A 17280-nucleotide genomic window follows, 5' to 3' on the forward strand; every position below is an offset into this window, starting at 1 on the left:
TGGGAACAAGCTTCCTATTTTTCATAAATCAAAAAAAGGGGTTGTAAGAAAATGGCGAAAACGAAGTGGATGGCGAGTCTAGGTATTACGACGATGTTAGTGGGAACGGTTTTGGCAGGGTGCAGTGGATCTGATGAGAAGACAAGTTCAAATGGAGGAGATGAAAAGGTCGAAATCACACTTGCCGGCTGGGGAGGAAACCCTTCTGAACAGAAGCTTTTAACTCAGACAATCGCTGACTTTGAAGAGAAGCATCCGAATATCGATGTAAAGCATGAAGTCATTTCAGAACAGTACATGGATGTGTTGAAAACCCGCTTAATCGGTGGGGAAGGACCGGATGTTTTCTATCTGGATGCCCTTGAAGCACCTGCCCTGATTGATACCGGGGTAGTAGAACCGCTGGATGATTATGTGACAGAAGACTTTGATGTGGAAGATTTCGAGAAACCGATGCTTGAAGCGTTCAAAGTCGATGGAAAGACATACGGATTTCCGAAAGACTATTCGACGCTAGCTTTATTTTACAATAAAAAGATGTTTGAAGAAGCGGGTGTAGAAGTTCCGAAAACATGGGATGAACTTCGTGAAGTATCTAAAGCACTGACAAAGGATGGCGTGTACGGATTTGGAGTGGCCCCGGAACTTGCTCGTCTTTACCATATTGCCCAATCAACCGGTGGGGAAGTCGTGAAGGATGATCAGGCGAATTTTGCTTCGGATAAAGTGGTCAATGCCCTGCAGCCGATCATCGACCAGCATAACAAAGACAAGACCTCTGCACAGGCTTCAGAAGTGGGAGCGAACTGGGGAGGGGAAATGTTCGGTCAAGGGAAAGCGGCTATGGTCATTGAAGGAAACTGGGCGATCCCATTCCTGGCGGATACATTCCCGGATGTTGAATACGGAACGGCTGAATTACCGACCATCAATGGTGAAAAAGGAACAATGGCCTACACGGTGGGATATGTGATGAATGCTGCATCTGAAAAGAAGGAAGCTTCATGGGAGCTGATCTCGTACCTCACGGGTAAAGAAGGAATGGAAACATGGACGTCCAAAGGATTCGCCCTTCCGACACGTAAATCAGTGGCTGAAAAGTTAGGGTATGACAAGGATGAATTACGCGGTGCACTTGTAGCCGGAGCTCCATATGCAACGGTGTGGGCAGAAGGAAAGAACCTGCCGATCATCATGAATAACTTTAACAACCAATTCATCGCTGCCTTCCTTGGTGACCGACCATTGGATGAAGCACTGAAAGAGGCAGAAAAACAAGCAAATAGCGAAATTCAATAATACATTAAAGGTACCTGACACTCATGATTTGTGTCAGGTACAGCTTTACCACTGACTGTATTCTTTCTTTTGAGGTCTTGGCAAGAAAGACCCCGGTGGAAAGAATACAGGTAATCACTGTAGATTCGAGAGACAGATGGAAGGTAGGGATAAGAAATGAACAAACAATCTTCTAAGAAAAGATTACAGGACGCAGGACAAGGATACTTATTTATGTCTCCCACGCTGTTTGTATTAGGGGTATTTATTATCGGACCGATTCTTTATGCCATTTTTTTATCCTTTCATAAGGTTCAACTCCTTGGCGATATGAACTTTGAATTTGTTGCTTTCGATAATTTCGCACGGATCATGGAAGACAACCGTGCCCTGATCGCATTGAAAAACACGGCCAAATATGTACTGATCGTGGTGCCGACACAAACCTTTTTAGCTTTAGTACTGGCGGCCACATTGAACGCAGGATTAAAGGGTGAGAAGCTTTTCCGGATCGTTTATTTCTTACCTACGTTAACATCATCGGCAGTGCTTACCCTCATCTTTATGTGGATGTATAACAAAGAGGGGTTAATCAATAACCTTTTAGATAAAGTTGGTTTGCCTACGTATAATTTCTTGGGTGATCCTGACATTGCTCTGAATGCGATTATGTTAATGAACATTTGGGCTACGGCTCCTTTTTTCATGGTCATTTATCTAGCAGCCCTTCAGGATATTCCAGACTCGTTATACGAAGCGGCTGAACTTGACGGTGCGAACGCCATCCAGAAGTTCTTCTATGTAACCGTACCGTTTCTCAGGCCGGTTACCTCCTTCGTCGTGATCATGGGAGTGATCGGCACCTTCCAGTTGTTTGATCAATCATATATTTTCTCAGGTGGATCCGGTGGTCCGAATAATTCGACGTTGACGGTTGTCCTCCTCATCTATCAGTATGCATTTAAATCGTTGGGCACCATGGGATATGCAGCCGCACTTGCCTTCGCGCTCGCTCTTATCATCCTGGTGGCGACCTTGATTCAACGCAAATTCTCTAAAGAAGAATCACTCTATTAAGGGGGATGGAAGCATGAATTCAAAGAAAAAGACGTTCAGTAAACGTCTTCTATACATTGTCCTGATCGGCTATGCCATCACCACTCTGATTCCATTCTTATGGGCACTCTCCTCTTCTTTTAAAACATTGGAAGAAATCATAAGCGGGCGATGAATTTCATACCGAAGGATTTCACATTGGATAACTACAAACAGATTTTTATCGAGCAGGAGTTATTTCCAAGATGGTTATTCAATAGTTTATTCATCGCCGTTGTCGGGACGGCCTTGAATATCATCTTCAACTCCATGTCGGGATATGCCCTTGCTCGATTGAGCTTTCCAGGAAAAAAGGCATTGTTCATCCTGATCCTGGCTGTCCTGATGATCCCGGCTCAAGTTACAATGATCCCGAACTATTTAATTTTAAAGGAAATCGGATGGCTAAACTCGTATCAAGGCATGATTGTACCTGCCATGATCAATGCCACCTTCATCTTCATGATGCGACAATTCTTTATCAATTTTCCGAAAGAACTGGAGGAAGCTGCTCAAATTGACGGCCTGAGCCGATTCGGTATCTTCTTCAAAGTGGTATTGCCGTTAGCAAAACCGGCTTTGGCAGCACAAGCAATCTTTGTGTTCATGGGATTCTGGAACAACTTCATGACCCCGTTGATTGTCATGACCGATACAGAAATGTATACACTGCCATTAGGATTGAATACGTTTAAAGGCCAATACGTCAGCTACTGGAACTATATCATGGCGGCATCCATGGTCTTTACACTCCCAGTACTGCTGTTATATGCGTTCTTCAACCGGTACTTTATTAAGGGGATTTCGTTTACAGGAGGGAAATAGTGGAAGGGGGCTCTTAATCTTCGTAAATAGCTCTCTTTATCCCGTCAGCAATCACCATTAAAAAAAGCGAATCCAATCAAGGATTCGCTTTTCTCTTTCATTATGCCCCAGCCCAAACATCCTTCGCATAGCGACCATCTTCTTCCAGTGATCGCAGCCAGTTATCGGCTTCTTCTTTTGATGTTTGATAGAAACGCATGTAGCTTTCTACTAAAGTCTCTTCGACATCGGGGGCCATTTTGCTTCCGTCCCCACAGATGTAGAGTTTCCCTCCTTCTTTCAATAATGGCAGGATTTCTTCTGCATTTTCTGCCAGGCGGTGCTGGACATAGAATTTTTCTTGACCTGGACATCTTGAGAATGCTGTGTGTAATGTGACAATCCCTTCTTGTGCTGCTTTCTCCAGTTCATGTTGATAGAGGAAGTCGTGTTCCGGATTGCGGCAGCCAAAGTAAAGATGTGCTTCGCCCAGAGCGTTTCCTTTTTCTTTTAGTACGCTGCGGGCCTGGATGAATCCTCTGAAAGGTGCAATTCCTGTTCCGGGTCCGATCATGACGATCGGTGTGCTTGCATCTTCAGGCAGCTGGAAGTTTGACTGCGGTGTGTTGATGAAGCAGGCGACTTTGTCTCCTTCCGAACGTTCTGCCAGATAGTTCGATGCGATACCTTTATATTCCCCGTTACCGCTCCATGCCTCTCCACGGACGACGCTGACTGTGATGGTTGCTTCCCCATTTTTGTATAGTGGTGAGCTTGAAATCGAGTAGTAGCGTGCCTTTAAAGGAGGGAGTAATGCCAGGAATCCTTCAAAAGGTATTTCGCATGCCATGTATTTTTCCACCAGATCAAGCATGGTGATGCGTTTATTCAGTACCGATTCTTTATACGTTCCATCTTCCAGCAGTGCTTCAAGCTCCACTACGTGAGGCGGGCATACGGTATGAGCCGCCAGCGCCCTGATTTGAGAACGGGTCGCAGGCTCTTGGAACTCTACATAGTTCGCCAGTAATTCCTGAAGTTTCACAGGCTTTTCTGTAGGGAGGTGGGTTGCTTTTCCGGCATCTCCTGTCAGTTTGACAAAGTCCCGGCCATTCAGGTGGAACCGACTGAGCACTCGCTCAACAAGACTTGTTGGATTCTGAGGAAGGACCCCGACGTGATCACCTTCCTGATACTCGACCCCTTCCGGAAGAGTCAGGGCAATATGCCTTGTGCTTCTGCCGCTTTCCGACTGTTGTAATTCCACGTTCTGATTCACGATGGCTGTAAAAGCATGGTGAGTGCGGGCAAGTGGTGTGTCGCTCACATCACTGACAAAGTTCATGGTAATGGCGCTGGTTGCCCCGTCATTTTGATGAAGCTCGATGTCTAATTCTTTTGCCAGGTTCGGCCAAAGAGCTTCTGCCCATTTCTCATAATCTCCTTCAAAGTCATCGCTTGCATCACCGTGACCGATTTCTGACAAGCGGTGAGCTCCCTTTTCGTGAAGCTCTTCATTAATGAAATTCGGGATCCGCTGATACGTGGTGGCCCAATTATGGTCACCGCATCCGAAAACGGCGTAACGGACACCTTCGAATTCACCACTCTGACTTTCTTTCAGCATGGAAACGAATTTACCTGCATTGTCTGGTGGATTTCCGTTGTAGGAAGCAGAGACAATGACGACCGCTCCTTCTTTCGGGAGTCCATCACTGTACTCATCTAAAGGAGCAACTTCCGTATGGAACCCTTGCTTTCGTCCCGTTTCCCCGAGGTCACGTGCGATCCCTTCGGCTGTTCCCATGTTTGAACCATAAAGAACAAGCAGGGGAGTTCCGTGGGAAGAGTCCATCGCGATGGACTCTTCCGCTTTCTCAGGTGCTGCCTCTTCGTTGGAAGCGATTGAGAAAGCCATGGCAGGCTTACGCGGTGTGACACGCATGGTTAATCCGTTCGGCTTAAGGGTCAGTGTTTCTTTGACATCAAGCTGATAGTTCTGATGGTCGATCAGGTCAAAGTGCTGCAGGACCATTCCGAGCACCAGTGTTGCTTCATGAAGGGCAAACTGCTGGCCGATACAGGCACGCTGACCGTTTCCAAACGGTTTATAAGCATGATAGGGGATTGACGACGGGTCCTCGAAACGTTCAGGGATGAAGGCTTCCACGTCATCACCCCACACGGAGGTGTCCCGGTGAAGTTCAGGGATGACCAGGGTGAACACATCCTCTTGTTTGACGTCATATTTTCCTCCGAGAGTAGTGTCCTCTTTCGCATAAACTGAAAAGGCAGGGGCAGTCGGCCACAGTCGCAGGGTTTCATTCAATACCATACGGACATACTTCAGTTGTTTCACTTGCTTATATTCCGGTATATCATTACCGAGTACAGTATCGACTTCCTTTTGAGCCTTTTTCAGTTTTTCCGGATCGTTCATTAGGTAGTAGAGGGCGAAGGAAAGAAGTCCACTCGTCGTTTCATGCCCCGCGATTAAAAAGGTGATGATCTGAAAACGGATATTTTCATCATCCAATGCTTCTCCGGTTTCCGGGTCGGTCCCTTTCAACATATGGGAAAGGAGATCATCTTCCCCTTGATCACCGTTCTTCTTTCGTTCGGCAATCAATTCATCCACAAGGGAGAACATGTACTGGATGTCTTCTTTAAATTGCTTTTTCGATTTGATCATCAGTTTGTCCTGGACTCCGAGCCGCTGTGATTGATTCATCGCTTCATCCAATGCGCGAACCATGCTGTCCACAAACGGATGGGACGTTTCGCGGTAGAAGCTGTTAAATCGGTAATTGAAACCGCAGAGTCCGATGGTATCAAGTGTGAGACGGGTCATATCTTCCGGCACGTCGATTTCATCTGCCGGGTTAAGGCGCGCCCATTTTTGGATGAGCTGGGTGGCGAGATCCACCATTTTTGCGTGATATCCTTTCATGGCCTGCTGGCTGAAGCTTGGGAGCAGGATATTATGGGCCTTTTTCCAGTTGATCTCTTTCGTTTCACTTGTGAAAAGGCCGTCTCCGCCGAACGCTCTCACTTTCTGAAGGGCAGGGCCGACTTTTTTATCAAAGCGCGTTTCATCGCAGATTTCCTCTACAAGGGAAGCACTGGAAACAAAGGTGCTTATTCTGCCTGGAAATTGGAACTGATAAATCGGTCCGAGTTCCCTGGCAAGTTTCATAAATGATTGAAGGGGTTTTTCTTTATCAATAACGGGCAAACTACCGAGTGGCCCATAGGTTTTCGGTTGTGGATATTGAGATTGTTGTGTCATGTTTCTTTCACCTCGTGTATTGGATTATTGTCCGGAATGAACGTTCATTCCGTTTGTGAGAAGAGAAACCAACCGTTTCTCATACATGTATTCGAACCGCGTCCCACATGCTTTCTTCTACCTCTGCCAGCATAGAGGCATCAGGCTTTAATTCCCCGATGCGGACCAGCCGCTGCAGCTCAAGGAAGGCACCATAAAGGATGGCGATCAAAGCAGTAGAAGGCAGATCCTTGATGATCTTCTTTTCTTTACCTGAGTCGAAGAAGTTTTTAAATAGATTCAGCAGTCCTTGGAAACTTGCATGACTTTCTTCGTTCAGGAAGTGAGCGCTGCTATGTGTTTTGATAAAGTAAAGGGCTTGGCTTTGTTCTTTTGTAAACAGGATCATCGACGTAAAAATATGATGGAACTGATCCCGGATCGACTGATCATAGGGGAAAGCTTTTTCCACCGTTTCAGTAAAGATTCCCACGTATTCTTGAAAAATCGTGTTCCCAAGCACTTCTTTATTTTCGAAGTACCGATAGATCGTACCGGCTCCTACACCGGCAGATGTCGCAATCATGGGAATCGTCGTGGCATCGTAGCCGCGCTCTGCAAATAGGACCAGGGAGCTCGCCACGATGCTTTCCCGCTTATTTAATGCCTTAGACATACCAATTCAGCCTTTCATAACGGTAATGCGGAATGAATGTTCATTCCAGTACAGTGTATACCCATCTGGAGGTTATCTCAATCACACGAAGTACCCATTGTTTGTGAAGGTTTTGTTAAGAAGGGGGTTTGCCCTTTTTTTGTTTTCTATGATATTGGCCGGTCCAACTCTATCAATATTACATAGAATAACCTTGTAAGAGAGCTCACTTACTAGATTTCCTGATAGAAAGGGGGGATTTTTATGCCATTAGGTCTTTTAACCTTTCTGATCGTTGTTTTATTACTTGTCGCCTGGTTGTTGGTATCAATCCTGGCTCCAAACAGTGATCTCGTCACTTCCTTAAAAGAAGCCGTCTGCACCAGATTAAACTGCTAGTCTTGAAGTGAGGGACGGACCTCCAATTTTTCACCTTTCCGTTTGTTGACCAAACAGAAAGCGTGGTGAATTGGGGGTTTTTTTCTTTAGTAGGGTAATGTGGTGAGGGACGGACCCCTTCACTTATCTTCTGCCAGCTTCTTTCGATCCGCAGATTGTGGGGGTTCTTCCAGCCATCCGTTTTCTATCATGATATCAGCCCCGCTTTTTCCCAGTTCCGCCACCTCCAGAATCAGCCTGAAATAATTTGAAGCCAGGTCTGCTCTCATACTTGCCGCTGCCGCCGTACCGTAGTTCCCGATGCCCGCATTGCTGATCAAAGTGGTGTGGAACATCATCAGTTTATCTGAGAATGCCGGTTCAGTGGACGCTTTGACATTTGTATCCCAGGACATCGGTGCCTGCATATCGTTATTGATGAGTGCATCGCTGAAGATATTAAGATGCTTTTGAGCGATTTCCTGGGTCCTCGTCATGAACTTTCTCACCTCTTTAGACTGCGCCATTTGTGCGAAGCTTGTAGCAATCATACTGCCAAGTAAGTTCGTTTCGGTGTTTAAGAAAAGGTGTGAAATTTCAATGGCATTCAGAGGCCGTCTATGTACAAAGGGATTCAAGCTGGAGCTAAGATAGGATTTCTCCTTAATGAACTCTACTTTTTCAGGGTAATCAATGTACGGTGGTCTGACTAATATCCCTTTTTCTTTGGAAGCCTGTGTCGATCGGGAATAAAGCTCGCTTGAAAATTGAAGGGCGTGTTGGAAGAAATCGAGAATATCCGTACGCACCGTGAGGGATACTGCACCACTATAGGTAATCATCCCGACTTTTGCCATCTGCCTTAAATACATTAAGAAAAAGGTATCACCGTAAATGGCGGGTGCATCTCTATATACATCTTTCTCTTTGGAAAAGCCTACCGGAATAGGGATTCGCTCCTCTTTAAAAAGGGAGGAGATGAAATCAATATGCTGTTCAGATGTTTTTAGAGCTGAAAGGAGGATGGTTTCAGCATCGGGATCTGTATTCTTTGCAATGAAATATTCAAATACGCAAATTGCCAAGCTGTCACTTTGATACGTGGACCAGAGAGCGGCAATTTCTGCTGATGTTAAATCTGCTTTCGGATGATGTGACATGAGTAAACCCCCAATGTTAAATGAATGTCCATATTAGTATGGGTTTGCAAGAGAAGGATTATGAATATTGTTTCGGGATGGGTTCACCTCATTCAATATCACCGATTACAGGGCGAATGACGGTCTGTGCAGTTCTCTCCTTCAAACTATGTTTACTATTTCACAAAAGGGGAAATTATTCTCCATGAGACATTTCAAGGAGGTTTTACTCTATGGGAAGATTAGAAGATAAGATTGCAGTGATTACAGGAGCAGCAACTGGGATCGGGGCGGCGACTGCCAAAGTGTTTGCCCAAGAAGGAGCATTTGTGGTTTGTGCAGATGTAAATGAAGAGGAAATGAATGAGACCGTGGATGAGATTAGAAAGAATGGAGGAAAGGCAGAGGCATTCCAACTCGATGTTTCCAGCGAGGAGAGTGTCACGTCGTTTGCGGATGAGATGAAGAAGAAGTTTGGTTCGATTGATGTCCTCTTTAACAATGCAGGAGTGGATGAACAGGGTGGGAAGGTACACGAATATCCTGTCGAGCTATTCGATCGAATCATGGCAGTGGACTTACGCGGTACCTTCTTATGCAGCAAGTATCTAATCCCGCTTATGCTTGAAAAAGGTGGATCGATCATTAATACTGCGTCCATGTCCGGGCAAGCGGCAGATCTGGACCGATCAGGCTATAATGCAGCCAAGGGCGGTATAATCAACTTCACGAAAGGAATGGCGATTGATTACGCAAGAAATGGAATTCGCGTAAATTCCCTCTCTCCCGGAACAATCGAGACTCCCCTGATCGACGAACTTGTCGGAAGCAAACAAGAGAAAATGGGAGAGAAATTCAGGGAAGCCAACAAGTGGATCACGCCGATGGGGCGTTTGGGAAGACCGAAGGAAATGGCGACAGTGGCCCTATTTCTGGCATCAGACGACAGCTCCTACGTGACAGGTGAAGACATCACAGCAGACGGAGGCATCATGGCATACACATGGCCTGGTAAAATGCTGATCGAGGAAGAAGAGTGGAAGAAGGATATTGAATAACATTTTATGAGAGGGACGGACCTCCAATTTTCCAGCTTTCCCTCCGTGAATCGGAAGGAAAGCGTGGAGAATGGGGGATTTTTTTCTTTAGTGGGGTAGCGTGGTGAGGGACGGACCTCCAAACGTCCACTTTGGAACCACCGATTATAAGATTTGGAGGTCCGTCCCTCAAACCATATCTTCCCATCCTCCATCAGGTGTGGTAGAATGGTTTTAACTTATGAGAAATGGAGGTTTTCCTTTTGATTTTAATCAGATTACGCATCCGCAATTTGAACGCTTAATTGAATAAGTTCAAAGGCTCTGCCTGTGTGCAGGGTAAATGGGATCGGTCTGACTATTTTTAAAGGATATCTTCATTTGATACGGAATGAAGGAAGGTGTGCACAACACACCTCCTAAAAATAGAATTGAATATTTACCGAGTGGTGTTTTTTTGGTGTCTTTTCCAATTGGAAATGGCCAGGGGAAAATGCGGTCTTCTTCATGTGCCATCGGTGTATTCAAATCCATTTACGAAAAGCACAGGCAGAGGCCTGTGTTTTTTTCATGCACCTAAATACATGATTGGAAGTGAAGAAGGAATGGAAGAAAAATTAAAAGCCATCGCCATAGGCGTAAATACGAAGGATAAAAATAATGACTTTGACTATTCGATGCTTGAGTTGAAGGGATTGGCAGAGGCCAGGCACATTGATGTCGTGGGCGAACTGACTCAAAACCTGCCCCGTCCGAATCACGTGCATTATATCGGAAAAGGGAAGATCGACGAACTGCTCCCACTCATCGAAGAGTGGGAAGCTGACGTTCTTATCACAAATGATGAGCTTGCCCCTTCTCAAATCAGGGTCCTCGAGGAAAAGCTGGATGTCCGCGTCATGGACCGGACGATGCTGATTCTCGACATTTTCGCAGAAAGGGCGAAAACGAGGGAAGCACAGCTTCAAGTCGAAGTGGCACAGCTTCAATACATGCTTCCTAGACTTGTAGGACGCAGGGAGTCACTTGGGCGTCAAGGAGGCGGTGCTGGACTTGCCAATCGCGGAGCCGGTGAAACGAAGCTTGAGCTCGATCGTCGCCGGATCGAAGAGAAAATCACGGCTTTGAATAAAGAACTGGATTCACTAGTCGACCTGCGAACGACACAGCGAAAGCAGCGTCAAAAGAGTGAGATCCCGGTCGTATCCCTTGTCGGTTACACGAATGCCGGAAAATCGACGACCATGAATGCATTCGTAGAAACGTTTCATCCGAACGAGAATAAACAGGTGTTCGAGAAGGATATGCTGTTTGCCACCCTTGAAACATCGGTTAGAAACATTACGTTACCTGATAAAAAGTCCTTTCTCCTGACAGATACGGTTGGATTTGTGAACAAACTGCCCCATCAGTTGGTTAAGGCGTTCCGTTCCACCCTTGAGGAGGTCCTGGAAGCGGATCTTATCATCCACGTGGTGGATTATTCAGATCCTCATTATGAAAAATTGATGAAGGTGACGGATCAAACCCTTGAAGACCTCGGAACGGGCGATACCCCTGTGATCTATGCTTTTAACAAAGCAGAACGGATGGAAGAAGAGGTGCCGAGAGTCGAGAAGGACCGAATTTATCTTTCCGCAAAAAATCGAATCGGGATCGACGAGCTGCTTGAAGTCGTGAAGAGTTATATCTTTAAGGACTATAAACGCTGTCAAATGCTGATTCCATTTGATAAGGGACATCTGATTGCCTATTTTAATGAGAATGCCAATGTGTTAGAAACCGAGTATGAAGAAAGCGGTACGAAGCTGACGCTTGAATGCAAGACGAGCGATGCTGAGAGATATAAAGAATATTTGATGTAACAGGTCTGGACCTTCTCCACACGTGGAGGGGGTCCATTTTCTATGAAAATATGTACATACTCCTTCGTCTGGGCACCTGCATACTGTAAATGGGAGAGGAGGGATACAGTATGTTTTTTCAGCAACGCTTTCCGGTTTATCCGATACCGTATGAATGCCATCCGTATGGAGCAGAAGTAAGAAGCGATCATGAAGACGCTCTTTTACCACATACTTATCAGCAGTTTTTTCCACAACCTGCCTATTATCCACAGAATCTGAATTACGTCGACCCATATCATGGATACCCACAGCAGCCGATTTACCATGACCCATTTGATTCCCGTGCCAACTGGAGGGAATGGGAGGATCTTGGTGCACCGCTTCGCGGAATGAAGGGTTCACCCGCTGTTGCTTCATGGCAGGCGAACCGTCTGGATACGTTCGTCAGAGGTGAAGATGATAGGATGTATCATAAATGGTGGGACGGTTCACGATGGAGTAATTGGGAGGATCTCGGAGCACCAAGAAGAGGGCTGAGGAGCTCACCGGCTGCCGTATCGTGGAGTCAGAACCGGATTGACACCTTTGTAAGGGGAAACCGTGACACGCTATGGCATAAATGGTGGGACGGCAGAGGATGGAGTGAATGGGAAGACCTCGGGGGACCGCCGCGGGGCTTCAAGGGGGATCCCGCTGTTTCTTCATGGTCAGCGAACCGATTGGATGTGTTCGTCCAGGGATATGACAACAATCTTTGGCATAAATGGTGGGACGGAAGGAACTGGAGCCAGTGGGAGAACCTTGGCGCGCCAAGAGGCGGCTTAAGGGATTCACCGGGTGCGGTATCCTGGGGACCAAATCGAATCGATTGCTTCGTCCGTGGGAATAACGACCGGATGTGGCATAAGTGGTGGGACGGTTCACGATGGAGTAATTGGGAGAATCTCGGTTCACCTCCTAGAGGGTTTGAAGGCGCCCCGGCAGCATCTTCATGGGCACCGAACCGCATCGATACCTTTGTCCGTGGAGACAACAACAATATGTGGCACAAATGGTGGAACGGCTCCCGCTGGAGCAATTGGGAGGACCTGGGCGCACCACGGGGAGGCGTACGTTCATCGCCGGGTGCAGTATCCTGGGGAGCGAATCGTGTGGATGCCTTTGCCAGAGGCAGAAATGATCATATGTGGCATAAGTGGTTTGCGTGATCGATGGAACGTTGTCTTGACCATTCATAAACCGAAGGAAAAAGGAAGGCAGGGAGTATACACTGCCTTCCTTTTTTTGAAGTCATAAGAATAGATTCAATCGGACTTCTTTACACTTAGTACGGAAACCGTCATCAGGATGATCACCATTCCAATAATCTGAATGGGGGTCAGGTGATCTCCGAGAACCAGAACGCCAAATAATGAAGCTGTCACCGGCTCTACCATAGCGACCATCGAAGCATTTGCCGGAGTAGTCCATCGAATTCCCGTCACATACAATATGAATGACAGCCCAGCCCCCAGGATCCCTAAAAGTAAAAACCATCCTATATCACTGGATGCTAACACAGCAGCGGCTTCACCCTTGTCAGTAAAGAGAAAAAGGATGAGACAAAATGAAAAAAAAGCAATGGTTAATGTGGTCTGCGGGTTTCCGGTAGAAGAGGCATTTTTAAATCCGAAAATAAACAAAGCATAGGAGAGACCAGCAGCAAGCCCAGCTGCCACCCCGAAAAAACTCCCCGAAATCGATTCAATGTTGTAGGCACCTGTAAGCAGGATTATTCCAAATAGAACACCGGTAATACAGCCCCATTTAAACCAAGTAGAAGGTTCTATCCGAAATAAAAAGGACATTAAAAGTACGAATACAGGGGCGGTGTACATTAAAGTGGCGGCAACAGCAACGCTTGAAGCCTGGATACTTAGAAAATAAAAAGTGAAATTTCCAGCAACACCGACACCCGCAAATACAGCCCATAAGAATAAACGAACAGAGATGCCCCTATTTTGTCTAAAGCGAAGGAGGAACCACACAAAGAAACAGATGAGTCCGACTCCCCCTCGGTAAAATGAAATCACAAGAGGATCCCAACCCTTGTCCATTAAAATATCTGCAATCCCCCCGCTAATGCCCCAGCATATAGCGGCTAGAATAACTAAACCTATACCTGCAAATTTCATGGTGTCCCTCCTAAAAAGTAGTAAGTACGAATATTTGAGTAACCTAGGTAATACCAAACGATCCTCCATACGCTCCTGATCAAAAAAGATTGGCTTAAAAGGATGTTAGTTAATGGTAATTCCTCTTCTATTCCTTACTTAAACATGATTTAGTTTTTTGAAATGAAGGAATGGTCAACGCTTTTGTCCAAATAATGGATGAAGGGTTATTATACAAAAATGGGAAAGGAGAAAAGACCATGCGAGTTATACTGGATGAAGAAGTTTATGAAATCACACAGGCAAAACCGGAGGATCTACACAAGGTTTTGGAGCTTTTGGTGAATGCGGCCGCCTGGTTAAAGACAAAAAGGACGGAGCAGTGGAGTTACTATTTGACTGATTTAGATGGAAACAAAGAAGAGATTCTCCGTTCCATTGAAAACGGGGCGACCTATCTTGTTAAAAAAGAGGGTCAACCCGTTTCTACTCTTACTATTGAGAATGATCCAAGTGAATGGGATGTGGACCTTTGGGGAGAAGAGGCCCAGGATGAGGTTGTGTATTTGCATCGTTTAGTCGTACATAGAAGCCATGGGGGAAAAGGGTTAGGCGCCGCCTTACTGGATTGGGTCGAAAAAGAGGCAAAAGAAGCAGGAAATAAATTCATACGCTTTGATTGCATCGCACGTAACGAAGGATTGAATCACTACTACCAAGAGCGATATACCTTAAAAGAAGTCATCCATATCCACGGCCGTCACAGTAAATATGAAATCGTACTATAAATATAAAACCCGGCGTGATGATCACACCGGGTTTCTTTTTAACTGGCTTTCTTCCTTGGTTGAGCTTCCATCATGGGCATGTACTCATTGAAGTAATGATTCGTTTCACGGACGATGACCTTATAGAGTAAAATAAGGGCGATCAGGTTCGGAATCATCATCAATGCGTTAGACATATCTGCAAATGCCCAAACGAGCTCCAGGTTTGCAACGGCACCGAGGCCCGTTGCTAAAATATAAATGAGTCTGTAGGAGTTGGCGAATCGATAATTCGTAATATATTCGAAGCATTTTTCCCCGTACATATACCATCCGACAATCGTCGAGAATCCGAAGAAGATGACGGAGAAGGATACGATGTACTCTCCAACCACACCAAGTGCATGTCCAAACGCGGCGCTCGTCAATGCCCCGCCGTCAAGACTCGGTGCATGTTCGACGCCCGATATCGCTCCTCCGGTCGGATCCCAGAATCCTGTGATCAGCAATACGAGACCGGTCATTGTACAAACGACGATCGTGACGATGAATGTCCCAGTCATGGCAACAAGAGCCTGTTTGACAGGGTGATCGGTTTTCGCATTACCGGCAATCAGCGCTGCGGTACCAAGACCTGCCTCATTGGAGAAAATACCCCTTGAAACCCCGCTGCGGATCGCTTCAGAGATGATGATCCCGGTAAATCCGCCTGCCGCTGCCACAGGATTGAATGCGTAAAAGAAAATCATTTTAAACGCTGGAATGATCATGTCGTAATTTAATACGATGATCAGGAGTGAGCCTCCGATGTACAGGAATGCCATAACCGGGACAAAGAAGGAAGCGACGGTACTGATCCGCTGAATTCCTCCGAAGATAATCAATCCCGTAAGTACAGCGAGAACAATTCCTGTTACTAGATTATCAATATGAAAGCTTGTGCTCATGACGTCGGCAATCGTATTCGACTGAACGCTGTTTCCGATGCCGAGAGCTGCGAATGCACCGAATAAGGCAAACGCGATGCCAAGCCACTTCCACTTGCTGCCGAGTCCCTTTTCTACATAATACATAGGACCGCCTGAGTACTCCCCGTTTTTATTTCTCACACGGTATTTCATGGCGAGAAGGGCTTCGGCGTATTTCGTCGCCATACCGAGAAGACCGACGATCCACATCCAGAAGATGGCCCCGGGTCCCCCGATGGTCAGGGCGGTTGCCACCCCGGCGATATTTCCGTTTCCGATCGTTGCTGATAAAGCCGTCATCAGCGTTTTGAAGTTACTGATATCCCCCTCGGACTGGTCAGAGGAAGCAGAAGGTTTCTCTTTCGTAAAAGCAAGTTTAAAAGCATACATCAGTTTCCGGAACTGAAGCCCTTTTAACATGAATGTCAGGAAAAGCCCTGTCCCGAATAATAGTACTAAACTTGGTGTCCCCCATAAGAATGAATTAATCTTGTCTAGCACATCTAACATAGAATCCTCCTTGTCATCTCGTGTTGTAAACGTTTTCTTTGTGAGTTTCCATCTACTATTTATATAGTATTCCGAACAATCTGTCCATAACAAAAGCCGAATTTCCAGAGATTGAGCCTTTTTTAGTAGGGACGGACCTCGGTTTCAGGTGAATAATGGAACTGTCCGATAGGAGGATAAATCGTGGAAATCGCATAAAGAAAGGGACGGAGCTCAAATCAACAGGACGTTTGCGTCACGTCTTTGCTTGATTTTTGAGGTCCGTCCCTCTACATCATAGGAGTGTCACGATCAGTATGACGAGGAGTGGTCCGATCAGGACAAGGTATCCCAGTGGTCTGGCGAAGTTCAAGGTCCAGCCCACTCCGAAGCGTTTTTCGACGAAGATGGAAGGATCTTGAGGGTTGAAGTAGAAGAGTCCGCCTTTCCAGTATTGATCATCATCTGCATTGATCACGTCGCTGGTGCCTTCATCAATGACTTCCACGTCCAGATCTGAATCCTTTTTCCCTACCTTGACTGCGAGTATGACTGTCCCAATCAGGACGAGTGCAGAGAAGGCAAGTGGCATCGTGATGATCAGCAGGTCATTGACGCTGTTTTCGTACAGGGTGGTGAACTGCAGGAATGTAAACAGCATGGACACCAGGATGGAGATGAATAACAATAGCCAGCTCGTGTACTTTCGAAGGCGCAGCTGACGGACGCGGGATGACTTGACATTCCCTGCGCTCAGCTTGATGCCGGAATTTCTTGTAAGTTCATTGATCCCGAGGAACATGGCATTCATCACAAGTAACACGAGTGGAAGTGTCAAAGCGGAAAGATACGTTTTACCGGTGAAAGCATCAGGTTTACCATCCGGTCCCCAGTGGGTAGGGATCTGGTCCGGGAGGCTGGTATAATTTAATAAAGTAAACACCACTAACCCGACTGTGATGACCATGGGGACGACATACACGACCCATGGGAGCATTTCATCCTTTGTTCTGAGGTTCAATTCAGAAACGCGAACCTGTTTACGATCCTTGAACCACTGCTCTTTCTTTTTCATTTGGGTCACTTTCATATGAAAATAAAAATAAAGGGCCATCGAGATTAATAAGATGACAAAGGGCATAAACAATCCAGCAAAAATGAGTTGATTTTCGGTGAGGGTGTTCATTGATGACCAGATGAAATAGGTGGCCAACACGATGATTGAGACGAACAATGTCAGGATGGCATAAAGTTTTTTATAATGACGAAGCTGGACATTCTTTACCTCATCAACAGGAATGGTTACACCAAACACCACCGTTCGTTTCACAATGAAAGGAACCGTCATTTGAAGTGCTGCCAGAAAGCCTACCGTGACGAAAATAAGAGTCATTTCCATTTT

At 46.0% G+C, this 17280-nt stretch carries 13 protein-coding genes and 1 pseudogene; 8 read left to right on the top strand and 6 right to left on the bottom strand.

Translation table 11 applies throughout. The features are described 5' to 3' along the window. Positions 1-51 precede the first annotated feature (51 nt). The 3 genes and pseudogenes from CN378_RS19350 to CN378_RS19360 all read left to right on the top strand — a co-directional run bounded on the left by CN378_RS19350 (position 52) and on the right by CN378_RS19360 (position 3198). Positions 52-1299: an ABC transporter substrate-binding protein gene (locus CN378_RS19350; protein WP_098354116.1), complete on the top strand. Its 1248-nt coding sequence runs from the start codon at positions 52-54 to the stop codon at positions 1297-1299. A gap of 156 nt (positions 1300-1455) precedes the next feature. Then, positions 1456-2355: a carbohydrate ABC transporter permease gene (locus tag CN378_RS19355; RefSeq protein ID WP_098354117.1), complete on the top strand. Its 900-nt coding sequence runs from the start codon at positions 1456-1458 to the stop codon at positions 2353-2355. Between the two features lie 13 nt (positions 2356-2368). Beyond that, positions 2369-3198: pseudogene (locus CN378_RS19360) on the top strand (carbohydrate ABC transporter permease). Between the two features lie 100 nt (positions 3199-3298). Here the strand turns inward: CN378_RS19360 and CN378_RS19365 are convergent. Together CN378_RS19365 and CN378_RS19370 are read right to left on the bottom strand one after the other, a co-directional pair. Then, complete coding sequence (locus CN378_RS19365) at positions 3299-6466, bottom strand: bifunctional cytochrome P450/NADPH--P450 reductase (RefSeq protein WP_098354118.1); 3168 nt, start codon at positions 6464-6466, stop codon at positions 3299-3301. Positions 6467-6545: 79 nt separating this feature from the next. Further along, complete coding sequence (locus CN378_RS19370) at positions 6546-7121, bottom strand: TetR/AcrR family transcriptional regulator (protein ID WP_098354119.1); 576 nt, start codon at positions 7119-7121, stop codon at positions 6546-6548. A gap of 243 nt (positions 7122-7364) precedes the next feature. Between CN378_RS19370 and CN378_RS23050 the strand changes: the two genes are divergently transcribed. Continuing rightward, on the top strand, positions 7365-7499 hold the full coding sequence (locus CN378_RS23050; protein ID WP_257141213.1) for a hypothetical protein: 135 nt from the start codon (positions 7365-7367) through the stop codon (positions 7497-7499). Positions 7500-7618: 119 nt separating this feature from the next. Here the strand turns inward: CN378_RS23050 and CN378_RS19375 are convergent, their stop codons facing one another. After that, positions 7619-8638 carry a DUF3231 family protein gene (locus CN378_RS19375; protein ID WP_098354120.1) on the bottom strand — a complete coding sequence of 340 codons (1020 nt, stop codon included), beginning with the start codon at positions 8636-8638 and terminating at the stop codon, positions 7619-7621. 212 nt (positions 8639-8850) lie between these two features. On the opposite strand from CN378_RS19375, the gene CN378_RS19380 reads away from it, so the two are divergent. From CN378_RS19380 to CN378_RS19390, 3 genes are all read left to right on the top strand, one after another. Continuing rightward, positions 8851-9675 carry an SDR family oxidoreductase gene (locus CN378_RS19380; protein ID WP_098354121.1) on the top strand — a complete coding sequence of 275 codons (825 nt, stop codon included), beginning with the start codon at positions 8851-8853 and terminating at the stop codon, positions 9673-9675. Between the two features lie 584 nt (positions 9676-10259). Beyond that, complete coding sequence (gene hflX, locus CN378_RS19385; RefSeq protein WP_098354297.1) at positions 10260-11519, top strand: GTPase HflX; 1260 nt, start codon at positions 10260-10262, stop codon at positions 11517-11519. A gap of 110 nt (positions 11520-11629) precedes the next feature. Beyond that, the gene (locus CN378_RS19390) at positions 11630-12709 is read left to right on the top strand and encodes a PLL family lectin (protein WP_098354122.1); all 1080 of its coding nucleotides are present in this window, start codon (positions 11630-11632) and stop codon (positions 12707-12709) included. Positions 12710-12805: 96 nt separating this feature from the next. Here the strand turns inward: CN378_RS19390 and CN378_RS19395 are convergent, their stop codons facing one another. Beyond that, positions 12806-13675: a DMT family transporter gene (locus CN378_RS19395; protein WP_098354123.1), complete on the bottom strand. Its 870-nt coding sequence runs from the start codon at positions 13673-13675 to the stop codon at positions 12806-12808. Between the two features lie 239 nt (positions 13676-13914). Here CN378_RS19395 and CN378_RS19400 point away from each other — a divergent pair, with 239 nt between their 5' ends. After that, the gene (locus CN378_RS19400; RefSeq protein WP_179884992.1) at positions 13915-14442 is read left to right on the top strand and encodes a GNAT family N-acetyltransferase; all 528 of its coding nucleotides are present in this window, start codon (positions 13915-13917) and stop codon (positions 14440-14442) included. Between the two features lie 38 nt (positions 14443-14480). Here CN378_RS19400 and CN378_RS19405 read toward each other — a convergent pair whose 3' ends face one another. Both CN378_RS19405 and CN378_RS19410 read right to left on the bottom strand, forming a co-directional pair. After that, entirely contained in the window at positions 14481-15899 is a 1419-nt protein-coding gene (locus CN378_RS19405; protein ID WP_098354125.1) for an alanine/glycine:cation symporter family protein, read from the bottom strand. A gap of 274 nt (positions 15900-16173) precedes the next feature. Next, entirely contained in the window at positions 16174-17277 is a 1104-nt protein-coding gene (locus tag CN378_RS19410; RefSeq protein ID WP_257141214.1) for a DUF1648 domain-containing protein, read from the bottom strand. Positions 17278-17280 lie beyond the last annotated feature (3 nt).

This window comes from Bacillus sp. AFS015802 (genome assembly GCF_002561455.1).
In the GTDB taxonomy this organism is placed as follows: Bacteria; Bacillota; Bacilli; order Bacillales; family Bacillaceae_B; genus Rossellomorea.

What these genes read in the sequence shown, in the direction of transcription:
- CN378_RS19365 (WP_098354118.1), bottom strand. Translation starts at nt 6,466, where the DNA reads ATGACACAACAATCTCAATATCCACAACCGAAAACCTATGGGCCACTC.
- CN378_RS19380 (WP_098354121.1), top strand. Translation starts at nt 8,851, where the DNA reads ATGGGAAGATTAGAAGATAAGATTGCAGTGATTACAGGAGCAGCAACT.
- CN378_RS19350 (WP_098354116.1), top strand. Translation starts at nt 52, where the DNA reads ATGGCGAAAACGAAGTGGATGGCGAGTCTAGGTATTACGACGATGTTA.
- CN378_RS19355 (WP_098354117.1), top strand. Translation starts at nt 1,456, where the DNA reads ATGAACAAACAATCTTCTAAGAAAAGATTACAGGACGCAGGACAAGGA.
- hflX (WP_098354297.1), top strand. Translation starts at nt 10,260, where the DNA reads ATGGAAGAAAAATTAAAAGCCATCGCCATAGGCGTAAATACGAAGGAT.
- CN378_RS19400 (WP_179884992.1), top strand. Translation starts at nt 13,915, where the DNA reads ATGCGAGTTATACTGGATGAAGAAGTTTATGAAATCACACAGGCAAAA.
- CN378_RS19375 (WP_098354120.1), bottom strand. Translation starts at nt 8,638, where the DNA reads ATGTCACATCATCCGAAAGCAGATTTAACATCAGCAGAAATTGCCGCT.
- CN378_RS23050 (WP_257141213.1), top strand. Translation starts at nt 7,365, where the DNA reads ATGCCATTAGGTCTTTTAACCTTTCTGATCGTTGTTTTATTACTTGTC.
- CN378_RS19395 (WP_098354123.1), bottom strand. Translation starts at nt 13,675, where the DNA reads ATGAAATTTGCAGGTATAGGTTTAGTTATTCTAGCCGCTATATGCTGG.
- CN378_RS19370 (WP_098354119.1), bottom strand. Translation starts at nt 7,121, where the DNA reads ATGTCTAAGGCATTAAATAAGCGGGAAAGCATCGTGGCGAGCTCCCTG.
- CN378_RS19410 (WP_257141214.1), bottom strand. Translation starts at nt 17,277, where the DNA reads ATGGAAATGACTCTTATTTTCGTCACGGTAGGCTTTCTGGCAGCACTT.
- CN378_RS19405 (WP_098354125.1), bottom strand. Translation starts at nt 15,899, where the DNA reads ATGTTAGATGTGCTAGACAAGATTAATTCATTCTTATGGGGGACACCA.
- CN378_RS19390 (WP_098354122.1), top strand. Translation starts at nt 11,630, where the DNA reads ATGTTTTTTCAGCAACGCTTTCCGGTTTATCCGATACCGTATGAATGC.